This window comes from Serratia sp. Sp408 (assembly GCF_057180665.1).
In genome coordinates, this window is record NZ_JBXUFT010000002.1 from 300,415 (window position 1) to 319,742 (window position 19,328).

A 19,328-nucleotide genomic window follows, 5' to 3' on the forward strand; every position below is an offset into this window, starting at 1 on the left:
CTGCCGGGCCAGGGAACGGAGCCATCATTCGCCGATATATTCCATTGCCACCCGTTGGGTCAGTTTGGTGATCAGCTCGTAGGCACTGATGCCGGTCACCTCGGCGATGCGTTCCACCGGCAGCGGCGCACCCCATAGCACCACCTCATCACCGACCCGATCGCTGGCGTCCGGTCCGAGATCGACCGAAATCATGTCCATGGAAACCCGGCCGACAATCGGCACCTCGCGTCCGTTAAGCCATATCGGCGTACCGGTTGGCGCACTGCGCGGGTAGCCATCGCCGTAGCCCATCGCCACCACCCCCAGGCGCGTATCCCGTGGGCTGACCCAGGTGCCGCCATAGCCCACCGCTTCACCGGATTTATGTTCGCGAACCGCAATCAGACATGACTTCAGCGTCATCGCCGGTTGCAGATCAAACTGCCCGCCGTGGCGCTGTTCAATCGGTGAAACGCCATAGAGAATAATGCCCGGCCGCACCCACTCGTTGTGCGCATCCGGCCACAGCAGCGTACCGCCGGAAGCGGCAATAGAACGCTGCCCCGGTTTGCCGTGGGCGAAGGCGCTAAAACAGGCGATCTGCTGCTGCGTCGCGTCACTGTTCGGCTCGTCGGCGCGGCTGAAGTGGCTCATGATATTCACCGGCTGCGCCACGTTGCGGCAGGCGCACAGGCGCTGGTAAAACGCCTCTGCCTGTTCAGGCCGCACTCCCAGACGGTGCATGCCGGTGTCGATCTTCATCCATACCGGCACCGGCCGCGCCAGCTCGGCCTGCTCCAGCGCCTCGAGCTGTTCAATGCTGTGTACTGCGGTTTCAATGTTGTTGGCGACCAGAACCGGCAGATCCTCGGCGGCAAAGAAGCCTTCCAGCAGTAAAATCGGTTTGACGATACCGCCGGAACGCAGCATCAGCGCCTCGCCGATGCGCGCCACGCCGTAGCAGTCGGCATCTTGCAAGGTGTGGGCCGTTTCCAGCAGGCCATGCCCATAAGCGTTTGCTTTCACTACCGCGATCAGGCGGCTTTGTGGCGCCTGACGGCGTACCTGTTGCAGGTTGTGTCGCAGAGCGCGGCGGTCGATTACAGCGGTTGCCGCTTTCATTTCAATTCCTTAATAAGACCAATGCCAAGAAGCGTGGGGTTGCGCGGCGTGAACTCGCAGCGCACCCACTGGAACCATAGAGAGGCTGGGCGACGGAGGTACGCTGACTGGAAATAATACCGCCAGTCGCTCAGACCGGGTTATTCGTCATCATATTGCGGGCCGGCGTAATTGTCGAAACGCGACCATTGGCCGTTAAAGGTCAAGCGTACCGTACCGATCGGGCCGTTACGCTGCTTGCCGAGAATGATTTCCGCCACGCCCTTCAGGTCGCTGTTCTCGTGATAGACCTCGTCACGATAGATAAACATGATCAAGTCGGCATCCTGCTCAATCGAGCCAGACTCACGCAGGTCGGAGTTGACCGGGCGTTTGTCGGCGCGCTGTTCCAGTGAGCGGTTCAACTGCGACAGCGCCACTACCGGCACCTGCAGTTCTTTCGCCAATGCCTTCAGCGAGCGTGAAATTTCGGCGATTTCCAGCGTACGGTTATCGGATAGCGCAGGCACGCGCATCAATTGCAGGTAGTCGATCATGATCAGGCTAAGGCCGTTATGCTCGCGGAAGATGCGGCGCGCGCGCGAACGCACTTCGGTTGGCGTCAGACCCGAGGAGTCGTCGATGTACATGTTGCGCTTTTCCAGCAGAATGCCCATGGTGCTGGAAATACGCGCCCAATCCTCGTCATCGAGCTGACCGGTACGGATACGCGTCTGGTCAACGCGTGATAGCGAAGCCAGCATACGCATCATGATCTGTTCGCCGGGCATTTCGAGGCTGAAGATCAACACCGGTTTTTCTTGCAGCATCGCGGCGTTTTCACACAGGTTCATGGCAAAGGTGGTTTTGCCCATCGACGGACGCGCCGCCACGATGATCAGATCCGACTTTTGCAGACCCGCGGTTTTCTTGTTCAGATCCTGATAGCCGGTATCCACGCCGGTCACGCCGTCATGCGGCGTTTGGTACAACGATTCGATGCGCGAAACGGTGGCTTCAAGGATCTGGTCGATGCTTTTTGGCCCTTCGTCTTTATTGGCTCGGTTTTCTGCAATCTGGAACACCCGTGATTCCGCCAGATCGAGCAGATCCTCGCTGCTACGCCCTTGCGGATCGTAACCGGCGTCGGCGATCTCGTTCGCTACCGAGATCATTTCACGCACCACCGCGCGCTCACGCACGATATCGGCATAGGCGCTGATGTTGGCGGCGCTAGGGGTATTTTTGGACAGTTCGGCCAGATAGGCAAAACCGCCGACGGAGTCCAGCTCACCCTTCTGCTCCAACGATTCGGACAGGGTGATCAGGTCGATCGGTTTACTCATTTCCAGCAGGCGCTGCATCTCGGTAAAGATCAGGCGGTGCGGACGGCTAAAGAAATCATTGGCGACCACGCGTTCCGCCACGTTGTCCCAGCGCTCGTTATCCAGCATTAAACCGCCCAACACGGACTGCTCCGCCTCCAGCGAATGCGGCGGCATTTTCAGCCCTTCCATCTGGCGATCGCGCGGTGCCTGAGCTTCGTTAGATTTGTTGGTGGGTTTCTTTCCTGCCATAGTGGGGATGCAATACCTGTTATGAAGTGACGACGCGTCAGTATACATAATGATAAATACCAATGTCCTAAAATTAGGGCAAGCGCGGAACACCGTAAACGAGGAGGAGTCATGGCCAAACGCATTCAATTTTCCGCCACCGGCGGGCCAGAAGTGCTGCAATACGTTGATTTCACACCGCTCGATCCAGCTGCCGGCGAGGTGCAGATCGAAAACCGGGCCATCGGCATCAACTATATCGATACCTACGTACGCAGCGGGTTGTATGCCCCAGCCTCGCTGCCAAGCGGGCTGGGAACCGAAGCGGCGGGTGTGGTCACCAAGGTCGGTGCCGGCGTCGATGCGGTGAAACCGGGCGACCGCGTGGTGTATGCGCAGGCGGCGCTCGGCGCCTACAGCGAGGTGCATAACGTGCCGTTGCAAAAGGTGGCGCTGCTGCCGCCCAACCTCAGTTTCGAACAGGGCGCGGCCTCCTTCCTCAAAGGTCTGACGGTACATTACCTACTGCGTCAGACCTATGACGTACAGCCGGGGGAAATCTTTCTGTTTCATGCCGCGGCTGGTGGCGTAGGGCTGATAGCCTGCCAATGGGCCAAAGCGCTGGGAGCCCGACTGATTGGCAGCGTCGGCTCCGACGAAAAGGCCGAACGCGCCAAACAGGCCGGCGCCTGGGCCACCATTAACTACCGTAAGGAAAACATCGCCGAACGCGTGGCAGAACTGACCGACGGCAAAAAAGTGGGCGTGGTGTATGATTCGGTCGGCAAGAATACCTGGCTGGATTCACTTAACAGCCTGAAACGGCGAGGCCTGATGGTCAGCTTCGGCAACGCCTCCGGCCCGGTAACCGGTATCGATCTGGCGGTACTCAACCAGAAAGGTTCGTTGTACGTCACTCGCCCTTCGCTCAACGGCTACATCACCAATCGCGAAGAATTACAGTACGCCAGCAATGAGCTGTTTTCGCTGATTGGCAGCGGCGCGATCAAGGTTGAGGTGCATGATGAGCAGATTTTCGCCCTGGGTGACGCGCAGCGCGCGCACCAGGTCCTCGAGAGCCGCAAAACCAGCGGCTCAAGCCTGCTGATCCCCGGTCGTTAGGCAATAGAAAAGGGCTCCATAAGGAGCCCTTTCTGGTACTGCGTTTTGTAGGGGTAGAGCAGAGTCCGCCCGAGACAGCTGGTCGCTGATGCAACACTGTTATTTTATGACTGGCCTCGTGCGGTGATGAAAACCGGGCATCACTGCTTGGTCGGACATCCTAACAGCCCCTAAAAGCAAAAAAAATGCGAAATGGTCCCTAATTGCGATTAATGCTCCAAGCTGTGATCGCTGCCGCATTCAAACGCCAAGCCGTTACTCAATTTTCATGCTGACAGTTTGATTAATCAGCAGAAAATCAATAACGGCGAATCTGCGGCTTCTGTAGTGAACGGTAGATCCACACCCCCACCACCGCCAGAATCAGCCACGGCAACAGCTTGATCACCATGGCGAACAGGCCGCCAATCAGCATGAAGGCCGCCGCAACCAGCAAGGCAGCAAAGACGCCCAACAGCGAAACGCCGGTGACCAGCAACATCAACACAAAGCCGACAAAAAAGAAAAGTTCCAACATGATTGCTCCTCGGCAAAACGGGTTTCTGCAGGTTGTTTTGACAGAAATAGACTGCGGAGAGTCTTACAAGAAGCATGCCAAGTCGGCAAACGCGCCAAGTTGCTGAAATCGCGTAGGTAGCACGTTGCAGGCCGCAACGTGCTTGGTGAAATACACTAACTTTTAGGGAAATATTTAATCAATTACGCCATTTCGCAATGCGGTTGACGTACCAGGCTCAGCGCCTGCTCGACGACACGCACGTCGGCTCCCGGCTTGTGGGCGTTTTCGCTCAGGTGGCGACGCCATTGGCGCGCCCCCGGAATGCCCTGGAACAAACCAAGAATATGACGGGTGATATGCCCCAGATAGGTGCCGTTGGCCAGTTCGCGTTCAATGTATGGATAGAGCGCTTCGATCGCCGCCACGCTGTCTTGCAATGGTGCCTGCGAACCGAACAGCTCGCGATCCACCTGCAGCAAAATGCCCGGATTCTGGTAGGCCTCGCGCCCCATCATTACGCCATCCAGATGCTGCAAATGCTGCCTGGCTTCGTCCAGCGTTTTAACGCCGCCGTTAATGGCGATGGTCAGCGCAGGAAAATCACGCTTGAGCTGATACACCCGCGGGTAATCCAGCGGTGGCACTTCGCGATTTTGCTTCGGACTCAAACCGGAAAGCCAGGCTTTGCGCGCATGGATGGTGAACATCTCGCATTCGCCGCGACCAGCAACGGTTTCGATAAAATCGCACAGAAAGGCGTAGCTGTCCTGCTCGTCAATGCCAATCCGCGTTTTCACCGTGACCGGAATCGACACCACGTCGCGCATTGCCTTGATGCAATCCGCCACTAACGTTGCCTGCCCCATCAGGCAGGCGCCGAACATGCCATTCTGCACCCGATCGGACGGGCAACCGACGTTAAGGTTGATTTCGTCATAGCCGCGCTGCTCCGCCAGTTTGGCGCAGTGCGCCAGCGCCGCCGGATCGCTGCCGCCCAGTTGCAATGCGATCGGGTGCTCTTCTTCGCTGTACGCCAGATAATCGCCTTTGCCATGCACGATCGCGCCGGTAGTCACCATTTCGGTGTACAGCAGCGTTTCCTTGCTCAGCAGGCGGTGAAAATAGCGGCAATGACGATCGGTCCAGTCAAGCATCGGCGCAACGGAAAAACGGCTCGCAGGGAACGGTCGTTCAACGCCGGTTTGGCCGGCAAGCAGTGGAATATCAGTTTTCAGCGAATCAGTCATTACGGCTCTATTCAGGGTCTGGCGGTCAAAAAAGTAATCGCTGATTATAACGTAAACTGCCGTCGGGGCGAAACCACCGTACCCTGCAACACTATCGTGTTGAAAGTAAAGCTATTCCAATACGCGAATCACTTTACATGGCTGTCCCATCGCCAAAACGTTGGTCGGAATATCGCCGGTGACGATGCTGCCGGCACCGATGGTGCTGCCATCACCAATGGTCACGCCCGGCAAGATCAGCACATTGCCGCCAATCCACACATTGCTGCCGATAGTCACCGGCCTGGCGGAGGTCTGGAAGGGAAAGTCGGCATCACCGGTCAGACGTTCGCTGGCTTTCAGCGGATGGCTCGGCGTATAAACCTGCAGGTTGGGACCGATCAGCGTGTTATCGCCAATGGTAATGGTATTACAGTCGAGGAATACCGCATTGACGTTGATAAAACAGTTGTTGCCGATACTGATGTGCTGGCCATAATCACACCAGAATGGCGTTTCAATCCAGCTCTGTTGCCCCCAATGCGCGAACAGCTGGCTCAGCAGACGATTTTTTTCGTCCATCTGCTGAGAATCCAGCGCGCCCAACTGCTTGCTAAGCGCCCGTGCCCGGTGATACAGGCCTATCAGTTCCGCATCGCGGCTGTTATAGATCTCACCGCGCAGCAACTTTTCTCTTTCGGTCATCGCGTGTTCCTTTAGCCAAGGTGTTGTCAGGCGTTATAACGCCACGTGCGGGCAATGCCCAGACGAAAACGCCACGGCGTTGATCTCAGCGCCAGCACGCCGCAGAAGTTGTGAGTCGATTCACGTTTTGCCAATCCGCAGGCGTGAATGTGCCGCTGCCGGCGTGATTAACGGGAGAAAATGGCTCAACTCTCGGCGAATTGGCCGATACATGTTAAAATCGCCTTTTTTACGTACCGGGAATATTTGCCATGAACCCAACCAACCAGGAAAAGCTGCTCGCGCAGGCAGAACAACTCTGTCAGCAACGCAATGTGCGCCTGACGCCGCAACGGCTGGAAGTGTTACGCCTGATGGCTCAACAGCCCGGTGCGATCAGCGCCTATGATCTGCTCGATTTATTGCGCGTCGCCGAACCGCAGGCCAAGCCGCCAACGGTCTACCGCGCACTGGACTTTCTGCTGGAACAAGGCTTTATTCACCGCGTTGAATCGGCTAACAGCTACGTGCTGTGCCATCATTTTGAGCAGCCAATGCACACCTCCGCGCTTTTCATCTGCGATCGTTGCGGGCAGGTAACCGAGCGCACCACCGCTGGGGTAGAGGAAACATTGCAAAAATTGGCAAAAGAGTCCGGTTTTGCCCTGCGCCACAGCGTGGTGGAAGCCCATGGACTGTGCTCAGGCTGTGTTGAAGTAGAGTCTTGCGACAGTAAGCACGATTGCAATCATGACCACAGCATCGTGATTAAAAAGAAATAGTCAGGCAGGTACGTCCCTGTACCTATGGGCCAAGACGTCTAGGGGGGAACGCTGGCCCAAGGGGTGTCAAAGCGCCGCGTTCAACCGCGGGCGGATCGGATTACCAGCGATACTTGTTCTGATCTTCCCAGGCTTTGACCTCTTCTTCGGCCGCCGCCCTCTGATAGCCGTAACGTTCCTGTATTTTACCGACAAGCTGTTCACGTTTCCCTTCAATGACCGTCAGATCGTCATCGGTCAGCTTGCCCCACTGTTCCTTCACTTTACCTTTAAACTGCTTCCAGTTACCGTCGGCTTGATCTGTGTTCATAATCTCTCCGTTACCTGTGGTTAGTCAGTTTTAGATAAATCGGGCTGGCGCCAACTGATTAAAATTTATGGCCATTTAACGCTATCTCAGCAATATAAAATCACCGTATAACTCGCCAGCCACGTGACTAATTATAGTCACCGACAACCAAACGACGGAAAATACCAGTTCAAAAAACCATTAACAAACCAAATTACAGATAAAAAATCGACAAAACAGTAACTAAACGCCGCTCCAGCATCAAGGTGGAATGTAACCAGATATAAACAAAAAGCAAAAAATACAGCAAAGAAACTAATGAATAGCCAAAGTCAGTGGCTACCGGCGTGGGCAAACCAGGTGCCATTCACGCTGTGCCGGTGCCAAACCCAGCCTAATGCCAGGCCACGCAGGCCGAGAAACACCGCCAAGGCCAGCCACAAACCGTGGTTACCCAACCATGGCAGGGTGAACAGCGTCAGGCCATACCCGGCGGCGGCGACCGCCATACTATTACGCATCTCCGCGCCGCGCGTGGCGCCGATAAACATACCATCCAGCAAATAACACCACACGCCCGCCAGCGGCAATAGCACCTGCCACGGCAGATAGAGGTTGGCCAGGGCGCGCAGCTCCGGCAACGACGTCAGCGCAGCAACGATGTGCTGGCCGGCGACGGCATAAATCAGCGCGAAGCCCAGCGCCACCATACATGCCTGCCGACATGCCGCACGCCAGATGCGTCGCAGCTGTCGATCGTCCCTTGCTCCATAAGCATGGCCGGAATGCGCCTCAACGGCATAGGCAAAACCGTCCAGCGCATAGGCGGTAAAGGTCAGCAGGTTCATCAGTACCGCGTTTACCGCCACCACCTCGCTGCCGAGACGTGCGCCAAAGATGGTCAACGAGGCAAAGCACAGCTGCAGCAATAGCGATCGCAGCATGATGTCGCGGTTGAGCGCCAGCAGGCGACGCAGATTGCCACGCCAGGCGTGGCGCAGCATTGCCGGTGTAATACCACGCAGGCGCATCACCCGCCAACTGAGCCACACCCCCAGTAGCAGCGTGGCATATTCGGCAATGGCGGTGGCGGTGGCTGCGCCCTGCACGTTCCAGCCCAGCCCCATCACCAACCAGATATCCAGTACGATATTCAGCAGGTTGCCGACGATCAGCAGGATCACCGGCGCGCGCACGTACTGCACGCCCAGCAGCCAGCCCAGTAATACCAGGTTTGCCAAGGCGGCCGGCGCGCTCAGCCAGCGGATTTCCAGGAACAGCCGGGCCTGCGCCAACACCTCGGCGTCGCCACCGACGATGCTCAACGCCAGGTCGATCAACGGATGACGCAGCAGCACAATGGCCAAACCAGCCAGTAGCGCCAGCATCAGCGGTTGCATGAAGGCGCGCGCCAGTGCCAGGGGATTTTGCGCCCCCAGCGCCTGCGCGGCCAGCCCGGTGGTACTCATGCGCAGGAACAGTAACAGCATGAACAGGAAGCTGGTTGCCATCGAACCGATCGCCACGCCCCCCAGATAGTTCGGGCTGTCGAGATGACCAATCACCGCCGTATCCACCAACCCCAGCAGCGGTACGGTGATATTGGAAAAGATCATCGGCAGCGCCAGACGCCACAGGGCTTTGTCGGTATCGCTGGTGAAAGTGGCAAGCAGGCGCATAGTAACATGTTCCCGTAGGTACCCACGCTCTGGCAAGGGGAGCGATTTACCGGCTACGCCTTGAAAGCTCTTGGGTATGGTGATGTTTTGACGATGGCATCGCCCCAGAACGGGCTGAGGCGATTAGGTTCGGGGGACTGCGAGTTAGATCCAATCACCGTTGCGAATGACGCCGACGGCCAGGCCTTCAATGGTGAAGTTCTGCTGACGAAGATCGACCACAATCGGTTGAAACTCACTGTTTTCCGGTAATAACTCTACCACATTACCGTGTTTTTTCAGGCGTTTGACGGTGACTTCGTCTTCAATGCGCGCCACCACCACCTGGCCGTTACGCACGTCCTGGGTTTTATGCACCGCCAGCAAGTCGCCGTCGAGAATGCCGATATCGCGCATCGACATGCCGTTGACCCGCAGCAGGAAGTCTGCGTTTGGCTTGAAGAGCGAAGGATCGACCTTGTAGTGCCCTTCGATATGCTGCTGCGCCAGCAGTGGCTCACCGGCGGCCACCCGGCCAATCAGCGGCAGGCCGTCTTCATCTTCCATCAGCAGACGAATGCCGCGCGAGGCGCCGGAGACGATTTCGATGACGCCTTTGCGCGCCAGGGCCTTGAGGTGTTCTTCAGCGGCATTAGGCGAGCGGAACCCCAGACGCAGCGCGATCTCGGCACGCGTTGGCGGCATGCCCGTCTGCGAAATATGATCGCGAATCAGGTCGTAGACCTCTTGCTGTCTGGTAGTTAATGCTTTCATTCCGCCCCCTGTTTGTTTATACAGTCTTGCTGTGAGTATATACAGGTGAACGTGGATTGGGAACTGGAGAATGAATAAAAATCAGGGATTAGCGAGGTGCTGCGCAACATCGATTGCCTGCCGCTCAAACCAGGTATTGCCACAGTACGCTGACCCAGACAAACAGCGCCAGTGCAATCGCCAGCGACACCGCCGCCGAGCCCATGTCCTTGGCGCGGCCGGAAAGCTCGTGGTGTTCAGTGCCGATGCGATCGACGATCGCCTCAATCGCACTGTTGAGCATTTCGACAATCATCACCAGTACCACCGAACCGATCAATAAAATGCGCGCTATCGCACCCACATCCAGCCAAATCGCCAGTATGATGGCCAGCACGGTCGCCACCAGTTCCTGGCGAAACGCGGCTTCATGCTGCCAGGCGGCGGTCAATCCCTTATAGGAATATCCGAAAGCTTTGATGACGCGAGTCAAACCGGTTGCTTGATTTGCCATGTTGCGGTGTGCCTTTTATAAGTGATAAGTCATAATCTTAACGGCTCTGGTTTTTTTAACACCACAGATCTGCTACCCGGTTTCTGGTATGCTTGCGGCGCATTGCTAACAAGAGGCTTCACGTTGTTATGTCAGGTTGGCGTAAAATTTATTATAAATTATTGAATTTACCACTAAAACTGTTGGTAAGAAGTAAGGTTATCCCTTCAGATCCGGTCACGGAGTTAGGGTTGGATCCCTCACGGCCGATTTTGTATGTTTTACCTTATAATTCCAAGGCGGATTTACTGACGCTGCGCACCCAGTGCCTGGCGCAGGATCTGCCCGATCCGCTCACTCCGTTGGAGATCGACGGCGCCGTACTGCCGAGCTACGTGTTTATCCACGATGGCCCGCGCGTATTCCGCTACTACACGCCGAAAGAAGAGTCGGTAAAACTGTTCCACGATTATCTCGACCTGCACCGCAATAACCCGGATCTCGATATTCAGATGCTGCCGGTTTCGGTGATGTTTGGCCGTTCGCCGGGGCGCGAAAGCCACGGTACGCCGCATCTGCGTCTACTGAACGGTGTGCAGAAGTTCTTTGCCGTACTGTGGCTGGGACGTGACAGTTTTGTGCGTTTCTCCAATACGGTGTCTCTGCGCCGCATGGCGACCGAGCACGGTACCGACAAGATTATCGCGCAAAAGCTGGCGCGCGTGGCGCGCATGCACTTTTCACGGCAGCGTCTGGCGGCAGTCGGGCCTAGCCTGCCTGCACGTCAGGATCTGTTCAACAAGCTGCTGGCGTCCAAAGCGATTGAAAAAGCGGTAGAAGACGAAGCACGCAACAAAAAGATTTCGCACGAGAAGGCCCAGCAGAACGCCATTGCGCTGATGGAAGAGATCGCGGCAGACTTCTCTTACGAAACGGTGCGCCTGTCGGATCGCGTGCTGAGCTGGACCTGGAACCGCTTGTATCAGGGCCTCAACGTCACCAACGCCGAACGCGTGCGCCAGCTGGCGCAGGACGGGCATGAAATCGTCTATGTGCCATGCCACCGCAGCCATATGGATTACCTGCTGCTGTCTTACGTGCTGTACCACCAGGGGCTGGTACCGCCGCACATTGCCGCCGGTATCAATCTTAACTTCTGGCCGGCCGGGCCGATCTTCCGCCGTCTGGGCGCGTTCTTTATTCGCCGCACCTTCAAGGGCAACAAGCTCTACTCGACGGTGTTTCGCGAGTACCTCGGCGAACTGTTCACCCGCGGCTACTCGGTGGAATACTTCGTTGAAGGCGGTCGTTCGCGTACCGGACGCCTGCTGGAACCCAAAACCGGCACCCTGTCGATGACCATCCAGGCGATGCTGCGCGGCGGCACCCGCCCGATTACCCTGGTGCCGATCTACATCGGTTACGAACACGTGATGGAAGTCGGTACCTACGCCAAAGAACTACGTGGTGCCACCAAAGAAAAAGAAAGCCTGCTGCAGATGCTGCGCGGTCTGCGTAAACTGCGCAACCTCGGCCAGGGTTACGTCAACTTTGGCGATCCATTGCCGTTGACCTCGTACCTCAATCAGCACGTGCCGCAGTGGCGGGAGTCGATCGACCCGATCGAAGCACAGCGTCCAAGCTGGCTGACACCAACGGTCAACGATCTGGCTGGCAAGATCATGGTACGTATCAACAATGCCGCCGCCGCCAACGCCATGAATCTGTGCTCCACTGCACTGCTGGCTTCACGCCAGCGTTCGCTGACACGCGAGCAGTTGATTGAGCAACTGGAGTGCTACCTGCAGCTGATGCGCAACGTGCCTTACGCCAGTGATGTCACCGTGCCGCAGCAGTCGGCAGAGGCGTTGCTGGATCACGCGCTCAACATGAACAAGTTCGAGGTAGAGAAGGACAACATCGGCGATATCATCATTCTGCCACGCGAGCAGGCGGTGTTGATGACCTATTACCGCAACAATATCCATCATTTGCTGGTATTGCCGTCGCTGATCGCCTCTATCGTGATGCACCATCGCCGCGTCTCGCGCAGCGAACTGTTACGCCAAATCAGCCTGATTTATCCGATGCTGAAAGCTGAACTGTTCCTGCATTACGATACCGACCAATTGCCGGCGGTGTTGAATACGTTGGTCGACGAACTGGCTCGCCAGCGGTTGATCTGCGACCAGGGCGAGGAGCTGGTGCTCAACTCGGCACGCATTCGTCCGCTGCAATTGCTGGCAGCCGGCGTGCGTGAAACGCTGCAACGCTACGCCATCACGCTGTCGATCCTGAGCGCCAACCCGAGCATCAACCGTGGCGCGCTGGAGAAAGAGAGCCGTATCATGGCGCAGCGTCTGTCGGTACTGCACGGCATCAACGCCCCGGAGTTCTTCGACAAGGCGGTATTTTCCACCCTGGTGGCCACGCTACGCGCCGAAGGCTATATCAATGATATTGGCGATGCGATCCGTGAGCACACCATGGAGGTTTACAGCATGTTGAGCGATCTGATCACGCCGGAAATCAAGTTGACCATTGAGAGCGTCAGCCTGCCGGCGGACGGAAACGCCTTGCCGCCAGCGGTGGAAGAGCCCAAAGAAGACGAGTAATCGGTCGTTACCACGAAGAAGGCACCCACGCGGGTGCCTTTTTTATCTGCATCGTTTATGGCGTCAGCGCGTCAGATATAGCTCAGCGCGATACCGATAAACACCACCAACCCAACGTAGTTGTTATGCAAAAACGCCCGGAAGCAGGCATCGCGATCGCGCGTGGCGATCTGCCGTTGCTGATGAATAAACAGCGCCCCCGCCAGCAGCAGCGACCAATAAAACGCGCCACCCAACTGCGACAGATAGCCGACCGACAGCAACAGTAACAGCGTGGCGAACTGCAACAGGCCGACGATCAGCTTGTCATGGCGGCCAAACAGCACGGCAGTGGACTTGATGCCGATTTTCAGGTCGTCGTCACGATCGACCATCGCATACAGCGTATCGTACGCTACCGTCCAGCAGATATTCGCCAACAGCAACAGCCAGCAGCTCAGCGGCAAGGCTTCGCTGACCGCCGCAAAGGCCATTGGGATCCCCCAGCCGAACGCCGCGCCCAGCACCACCTGCGGCAGGTTGCTGACCCGTTTCATAAACGGATAAATCCAGGCCAGCGCCAGCGCCGCCAACGACAGCCAGATGGTCATGGCGTTCAGCGTCAGCACCAGGGCAAAGGACACCAGCACCAGCGTTACGAACAGGATTTTGGCCTCTTTTACGCTGACGCGGCCGCTCGGTAACGGCCGTTTGGCGGTACGTTTGACATGACCGTCGAAATCTCGATCGGCAAAATCATTCACCACGCAGCCGGCCGCCCGCATCAGAAACACGCCCAATACAAATACCAGCAGAATGGATACCGGTGGAATACCTTGTCCCGCCAGCCACAGCGCCCATAACGTCGGCCACAGCAACAGCAGGGTACCGATCGGCTTGTCAATGCGCATCAGATGGCAGTATGCCTGCCATTTACTTTGCTTCACGCTTCCTTCCACGTTCTCTGCTCTCCTCGTCACGCCGGATCGACGCGGTTCACCGTATAAATCGGCGATGCGGGTAAAAACAGCTCGGTCAGCAGCAGCGGTTTGCCCGCCAGACGCAGCCGCGAGCGACGCGCCCACAAATCGTCTTGCCGACCGATATGAATATAATCACGCGTCAGCGCGTCACTACTGAACAAGTAGCGCCCCAACGGCACGGTGCCCAGATCGACCAGCGCCTGATCGGGACCGGTCAGCGTTTCCAGTGGGATCACCGTGCGCCCCAACAGCCAGGGTTGGTTGTCGCCCAGCAGGACGATTTCACGCAGCCAATAACGAGGGCTTTCCGGCAGGTGTTCCGCTTCGTCACCCAGTTCGGCGCGGCTGATAAAGCCTTCGCGCTGCGGTTCAACATGCACCCGTTGGCAATGCCGTTCGAAGCGTCGGGTCATCGAGCCCAGCTCCATTAACCAATCATTAACCGCGGCGGGAACCTCAGAGTGCGGTGCGGTGAGCCATTCCAGCGGAGGCAGGATGGATTCGCTAGTGCCAGACATTGATCTACTCCACATCAGCAGCGCGCGAAACCGGCCGCGCGCGCCAGACTATACAAACTGTTAACAGGAGACCATTGTAACGCAGAAAAGCAAAAGCGGCAGGGTGATTCAATGAGGGGACGGCGGGTTATCAACATGCAGGGCATGGGAAGGCGCAGTATAACCGCGCCGGTGACGGTCAACCGGCAGCGACGAAAAAAGGGGCGCCGAGGCGCACCAGTCATCGAGCCAGCATCGACAGCGTGGGGTACTACCCCTTGCCTTTCACGCTGCTGATAAAGGTTTCACGCGCGGTGGACGAACCCAGTTTTTCAGCTTCATTCATCAGTTTTAGCGCCTTGTCGATATCCCCCGCCTTCACCGCCTGGCGAATACCGTTGTTAAAGTAACTTTCGGTATCATTCAGCATCGGCTCGGCCGGTTTCGCAGCCGCATTGGCCGCAGGCGCGTTGGTGCCCACCACCACCGGCGCCGCTGCCGGCGCAGATTGCAGCATGCCGATCATCACGTTGCCGGTCCCCTGCTCGGCGGTGACTTTCAGTTTCAACTGACCGGAGGTGGTGTGACGGGCAATAGGATCGGGAATATCCGGCACCGCATTACCCACGCCGCGCGCATACGCCTTCGCCGGGTTGGTCAGTTGCGTGGTTTTGCTCAAATCCTGGCGGGTGGTATACACCAGCAGATAGATTTGCTTTTGACCCAGCGCCGGCGTCAGTTTCAGGGTGCCTTCCAACCGATCGGCTGACATCACGCCCGGCGGCTGATACGCGAAATAACTGCTTGGGTAATAGGCGGCCGGTCGCTGATGCTCATCCAGCACCAGCACGCTCGGCGCATAAAGCGCATTGTCTTTGGCAATGCTGCTCAGGGTGATTTCCAGCGATCCACGGTCGGCCGGCAGCGTATAGGCCGCCACCGCCCCTTGAATATCGCCCTGATTGATTTGCGGGCTGACGCTATCCAGCTTCACATCCTGGCTGACAGGCGGTACCAGCGGTTGCCAGGGCAGGCTTTGCAACGTAGCGGCGCCAATCGCCGGTGCCACGGAGACATTGGCCGGGGTAGCGGCGTTGGCCATCAGCGGCATACCGATCGACAGCGCCACGGACAGGCAGAGTGACAACAGATTTTTTTTCATTGTTATATCCCCATTCATGCCGGCAGCGGGCAGGCAAGCGCCACGCTGCCGGTAATCAGTGACGGGAAGAGGCGCAGGCGTCTTCCCACCGTGCCGGTATTACCACCAGATTTCCATCTGTGCGCCGAAGGTGACTTCATCGTCATTGCCACGGCTGAAGGTGTGGGCGCTGCTGTCGCTGTAGGCGGTGCCGGTGGTATATGCCGAACCGGAATCGCTGTTGGCGTAACCCCACTTCTCATCCCACTTGGCGTAGGTGGCGAACAGGCGGATTGCCGGACGTGACCAGATGCTGTCGCCGGCCTGCCATTGCTGCGCCAGCGTCACTTTGTACTGACCGTTGCGATCGCCGGTGCGCTGAGACTTAACGTTGTCATAACCCGCTTCCAGCAAGGTGCTCATGATCGGCGTCCATTTGTACATTGGTCGCACGCCCACGGTGTACCAGGTGCTGCCGTTATCATTGTCTCGGTCGATGTCCTGATACATCGCCACGTACATCAGCGCCCATTTATCATTGAAATCAATTGCGCCGTGATCCAGTACGCGGAACATATTGCCGTTGTTATCGACGCTGGAGCCCTGGTTACGACCATTATTCTGTGAGGTCATCGAGTCAGAGGCGTATTGCAGCACAAATTTGTTGTAGCCGTTGAGGATGCTTTGCGTATGTTCCGCGGTGAACATCCAACCGTCCTTGGAGGCACCGTCGGCCAGATGGTAACCGTCCTGCACGTTGGCACGACCGTAATCGACGCCGAACTCCAGCGTACCACCCGGATTGGTTTCCAGACCGGCCAGACGGACGTCAAACACGTCATTGACGGTTGGGCGCTCGTCCCATTCGTTATACAGATAACCGTAAGAGCCGCCGGATTCGCCGTTACGGGTTACCGCCATCGACAATTTGCCGAAACCGAGATCCACGTTTTCCAGACCCGCGCCCGGGCCGGAGATATCCCAGTAGTAGAAGTCGATCATGTGGACATCATGACGCTGATAGAAGCGCTTACCGGCCCACAGCGTGGAGCCAGGCAACCATTCGATCAGGTTTTTACCCTGCACATTCACTTCACGGAACCCCGGCGTGGTGTCTTCCCAGTCGGAACGCTGTGAAACCGAGTACGCCAGGTTGGTATCGAAGTAGAAGCTCTTGTCACCATCTTTCCAGACTTCCTGGCCCAGCTTTAATTCCGCGTAGGTTTCACATTCGTTGCCAAGACGGTATTTGCTGCCGGCGCCGGTAGCCTGGAAGCATTGCTGCTCACCGCCGCTGCCGGTCCAGCCAATGCCGGAACGTGCATAGCCATGAAAATCCACCGCCATCGCTGATGAAGAGAGAACACCAGCGGCGACAGCCAGTGCCAGAGGGAGTTTGCGCAGAGTAGTCATCATTATTCTCCAGTTATACAGACCGTTACCCAATGGATTTCACACGGCGGCATGAGCGCCGGGATGCGGATTCCCCGCCGGCCGCACAAGCAGGCGACCGTAGGAAGATCTCGCAGCCAACGCTGCCACAGCGCGAAAGGCGCCGGGTTGTGGTGCTTTAAACGCCCAGCTCCTGATGCAGCCGTTTACACGCCGTTCCATCCTCGCGGAACAGGTGGCAACGGTGCGGCGGCAAGCCGATGGCGAATGTGGCACCTTCTTCTACCAGCACCACGTCGTTCTGGCGGTAAACCAGGTTCTGACGGATTGCCGGGATTTGAATGTGGATTTGCGTCTCGTTGCCGAGTTGCTCCACCACCTGTACGTCACCTTCCAACGTCACTTCCGAGGCGTTGCTCGGCAGCAGATGTTCCGGCCGAATGCCCAACGACATGTTGGCGCCGGCCACGACCCCGCTGCCGTCCACCGGCAGCCAGACCAGTTGGCGGTTCGGCAGCTCGATCTGCACCTGCTGCGGCTCTGCCGCGGTCACCTTGACCGGCAGGAAGTTCATCTTCGGCGAACCGATAAAACCGGCGACGAAGCGATTGGCCGGGTAGTGATACAGCTCCAGCGGCTTGCCGACCTGCGCAACGCGCCCGGCGTCGAGCACCACGATCTTGTCGGCCAGCGTCATCGCCTCCACCTGATCGTGGGTGACGTAAATCATGGTGCGCTGCAAGCGCTTGTGCAGACGGGATATTTCGATGCGCATCTGTACACGTAGCGCGGCATCAAGGTTGGAAAGCGGCTCATCGAGCAGGAACACATCCGGCTCGGCCACCAGCGTACGGCCAATCGCTACCCGCTGACGCTGCCCCCCGGACAGCGCTTTCGGCCGCCGATCGAGCAAGTGCGCCAGTTGCAGTACTTCGGAAACCTGATTTACCCGCGCCTTGATGTCCGCCTTTTTCGCGCCGGCCAGCTTGAGGCCAAACGACATGTTGTCCGCCACCGATAAGTGCGGATACAGCGCGTAGGACTGGAATACCATGCCGATACCGCGTTCGGACGGCGGCACCTCGTTCATGCGGGTTTCGCCGATAAACAAATCGCCCGACGTAATGTCCTCCAACCCGGCGATCATGCGCAGCAGCGTCGATTTTCCGCAGCCTGACGGCCCGACAAACACTACAAACTCCCCGTCGTCGATAGTCAGGTTGACGTCTCTGGATATCACGGCCTCGCCAAAGGCCTTATAAACGCTGCGCAGTGTGACGCTAGCCATGCGTTACTCCCCTGCTTTCGCAGTTAACATTCCTAGTGAAAATGGCGGAGGCAAACCCCGCCAAAACCCATTGATGACCCTCTTGGCCCTGCGCCGTCTGCCATGCCCATGGCATGGTCGCCTCAGACGGCGCGGCCGCCTGAGTATACGGCTGCAAATTAATCAGCGCTTCAAGGCATTGATCCTGATGGGTAATAAGTAAGCGAACCAGGCCATTTTGCTGGCTGACCGCCTGCAATTCGCCGTGTTGAATCACCGGCAACCGACGCAGCGCCAGCAATGAGCGGCAATACTGCAACGTGGATTGGCCATCGTGCTGCTGGCGGCTGATCGCCAGGGCTCGATGCTCAATAGCCACCTGCTGATACCAGTGAATCTCCCCCGCGGTAACCTGTTCCGGCGCTTCATGCCACGGCATCGGCGTTTGTGCCCCCAGCGGATCGTGCAGATCGGCGGCGTGTGGCAAACCCAGTTCTTCGCCCTGATACAGGCAAATCGGGGCTGGCAGCAGCGCCAACAGTGTCAGAAAGGCGTCGGCGGAACGTAAATCTCCCTGCCCCCAGTGGCTGACCACTCGCGGCTGATTGGCATCGCCGGTGCTCCATACGCTGTCCGCCAGTCGATGGCGACGGGCATTAAGCACCTCAACCAGTTTTTCCGCACTAAACGGCACCACCTGCTGCGCCAGCGGGCTGCTGGCATATGGCTGGTCGTCCTGATACAGATGGCCCGTGTCATCGCCGTGCCACAGGGTCAAGCCTCGCGCCGCCGCTGCGCCACTGGCATCCGCCAGCCACACTTGCGGTACCACCAGGCCATCCACCGACAGCGCGTCAAAATACGGCAACGTACTCAGCAGTCCCTCAACGTCACCGACGCCGTCGCCGTTGCCATCACGGAAACTCACCGGATGAATCCGGTACAACGTCGGGTGAGTGGCGCTATGCATTAACGACATAGGTACGATTTCCTGCTGCAACGGGGATAAAAGTGATGCTGCCGATAGTGCGCGAACCACAGGAAACGGTAATCATCCGTAAGCGGGTTTTTCATGGGGGAGGAGACGGGAGGATGAGAGAACGACCCGGATGGTCACAGGTTCGACACCTAAGACAAATCTGTGATCTATCTGGCAAAAATCGTCGGCATTTTTTGTGTCTAACCCCACAGAATAGGGCGTAATGTTAGCTGGATCACACTACCTGGCGATGGGGCGTAGACGGGGGGAGGATGAATCCATGTCGCTTTGCCACCCACTATAAGCAACGAAATCACTCTCCTTACCGCA

At 57.5% G+C, this 19,328-nt stretch carries 18 protein-coding genes; 3 read left to right on the forward strand and 15 right to left on the reverse strand.

Going from position 1 to position 19,328, the window contains the following annotated elements:
- Positions 1-24: 24 nt before the first annotated feature.
- Both alr and dnaB read right to left on the reverse strand, forming a co-directional pair.
- Entirely contained in the window at positions 25-1,104 is a 1,080-nt protein-coding gene (gene alr / locus AC2AXP_RS12205; RefSeq protein ID WP_484381704.1) for an alanine racemase, read from the reverse strand.
- Between the two features lie 140 nt (positions 1,105-1,244).
- On the reverse strand, positions 1,245-2,660 hold the full coding sequence (gene dnaB, locus AC2AXP_RS12210; RefSeq protein WP_004957993.1) for a replicative DNA helicase: 1,416 nt from the start codon (positions 2,658-2,660) through the stop codon (positions 1,245-1,247).
- A 111-nt stretch (positions 2,661-2,771) separates the two neighbouring features.
- On the opposite strand from dnaB, the gene AC2AXP_RS12215 reads away from it, so the two are divergent.
- Positions 2,772-3,761, forward strand: a complete 990-nt coding sequence (locus AC2AXP_RS12215; protein WP_004957991.1) for a quinone oxidoreductase — start codon at positions 2,772-2,774, stop codon at positions 3,759-3,761.
- A gap of 298 nt (positions 3,762-4,059) precedes the next feature.
- On the opposite strand, the gene pspG is transcribed toward AC2AXP_RS12215, so the two are convergent.
- The 3 genes from pspG to AC2AXP_RS12230 form a co-directional block, all read right to left on the reverse strand.
- Entirely contained in the window at positions 4,060-4,278 is a 219-nt protein-coding gene (pspG, locus tag AC2AXP_RS12220; protein WP_004957989.1) for an envelope stress response protein PspG, read from the reverse strand.
- A 182-nt stretch (positions 4,279-4,460) separates the two neighbouring features.
- The gene (gene dusA, locus AC2AXP_RS12225) at positions 4,461-5,507 is read right to left on the reverse strand and encodes a tRNA dihydrouridine(20/20a) synthase DusA (RefSeq protein WP_273869377.1); all 1,047 of its coding nucleotides are present in this window, start codon (positions 5,505-5,507) and stop codon (positions 4,461-4,463) included.
- A gap of 111 nt (positions 5,508-5,618) precedes the next feature.
- Positions 5,619-6,191, reverse strand: a complete 573-nt coding sequence (locus tag AC2AXP_RS12230; protein ID WP_273869380.1) for a sugar O-acetyltransferase — start codon at positions 6,189-6,191, stop codon at positions 5,619-5,621.
- A gap of 251 nt (positions 6,192-6,442) precedes the next feature.
- On the opposite strand from AC2AXP_RS12230, the gene zur reads away from it, so the two are divergent.
- Positions 6,443-6,952: a zinc uptake transcriptional repressor Zur gene (gene zur / locus AC2AXP_RS12235; RefSeq protein ID WP_004957872.1), complete on the forward strand. Its 510-nt coding sequence runs from the start codon at positions 6,443-6,445 to the stop codon at positions 6,950-6,952.
- Between the two features lie 100 nt (positions 6,953-7,052).
- On the opposite strand, the gene AC2AXP_RS12240 is transcribed toward zur, so the two are convergent.
- From AC2AXP_RS12240 to AC2AXP_RS12255, 4 genes are all read right to left on the reverse strand, one after another.
- A complete protein-coding gene (locus AC2AXP_RS12240) occupies positions 7,053-7,262 on the reverse strand; it encodes a CsbD family protein (RefSeq protein WP_004957869.1) in 210 nt (69 codons plus the stop codon).
- A gap of 311 nt (positions 7,263-7,573) precedes the next feature.
- Positions 7,574-8,920 carry an MATE family efflux transporter DinF gene (gene dinF / locus AC2AXP_RS12245; RefSeq protein WP_371901906.1) on the reverse strand — a complete coding sequence of 449 codons (1,347 nt, stop codon included), beginning with the start codon at positions 8,918-8,920 and terminating at the stop codon, positions 7,574-7,576.
- A gap of 144 nt (positions 8,921-9,064) precedes the next feature.
- Positions 9,065-9,673 (reverse strand): transcriptional repressor LexA, encoded by a 609-nt coding sequence (gene lexA, locus AC2AXP_RS12250; RefSeq protein ID WP_004957863.1) that lies wholly within the window; start codon positions 9,671-9,673, stop codon positions 9,065-9,067.
- A gap of 124 nt (positions 9,674-9,797) precedes the next feature.
- Entirely contained in the window at positions 9,798-10,166 is a 369-nt protein-coding gene (locus tag AC2AXP_RS12255) for a diacylglycerol kinase (protein ID WP_004957859.1), read from the reverse strand.
- 128 nt (positions 10,167-10,294) lie between these two features.
- Here AC2AXP_RS12255 and plsB point away from each other — a divergent pair, with 128 nt between their 5' ends.
- Complete coding sequence (plsB, locus tag AC2AXP_RS12260; protein ID WP_004957858.1) at positions 10,295-12,760, forward strand: glycerol-3-phosphate 1-O-acyltransferase PlsB; 2,466 nt, start codon at positions 10,295-10,297, stop codon at positions 12,758-12,760.
- Positions 12,761-12,831: 71 nt separating this feature from the next.
- Here the strand turns inward: plsB and ubiA are convergent, their stop codons facing one another.
- From ubiA to AC2AXP_RS12290, 6 genes are all read right to left on the reverse strand, one after another.
- Positions 12,832-13,698 carry a 4-hydroxybenzoate octaprenyltransferase gene (gene ubiA / locus AC2AXP_RS12265; RefSeq protein WP_039991590.1) on the reverse strand — a complete coding sequence of 289 codons (867 nt, stop codon included), beginning with the start codon at positions 13,696-13,698 and terminating at the stop codon, positions 12,832-12,834.
- Between the two features lie 17 nt (positions 13,699-13,715).
- Positions 13,716-14,240, reverse strand: a complete 525-nt coding sequence (gene ubiC, locus AC2AXP_RS12270) for a chorismate lyase (RefSeq protein ID WP_004957855.1) — start codon at positions 14,238-14,240, stop codon at positions 13,716-13,718.
- Between the two features lie 250 nt (positions 14,241-14,490).
- Positions 14,491-15,381: a maltose operon protein MalM gene (gene malM / locus AC2AXP_RS12275; protein ID WP_484381705.1), complete on the reverse strand. Its 891-nt coding sequence runs from the start codon at positions 15,379-15,381 to the stop codon at positions 14,491-14,493.
- Between the two features lie 99 nt (positions 15,382-15,480).
- Entirely contained in the window at positions 15,481-16,773 is a 1,293-nt protein-coding gene (locus AC2AXP_RS12280; RefSeq protein ID WP_039991589.1) for a maltoporin, read from the reverse strand.
- 157 nt (positions 16,774-16,930) lie between these two features.
- Positions 16,931-18,040 carry a maltose/maltodextrin ABC transporter ATP-binding protein MalK gene (gene malK, locus AC2AXP_RS12285; RefSeq protein ID WP_004957849.1) on the reverse strand — a complete coding sequence of 370 codons (1,110 nt, stop codon included), beginning with the start codon at positions 18,038-18,040 and terminating at the stop codon, positions 16,931-16,933.
- A complete protein-coding gene (locus AC2AXP_RS12290) occupies positions 18,033-18,998 on the reverse strand; it encodes an alpha-amylase family glycosyl hydrolase (RefSeq protein WP_004957847.1) in 966 nt (321 codons plus the stop codon). Before AC2AXP_RS12290 ends, malK begins: the two co-directional genes overlap by 8 nt.
- Positions 18,999-19,328 lie beyond the last annotated feature (330 nt).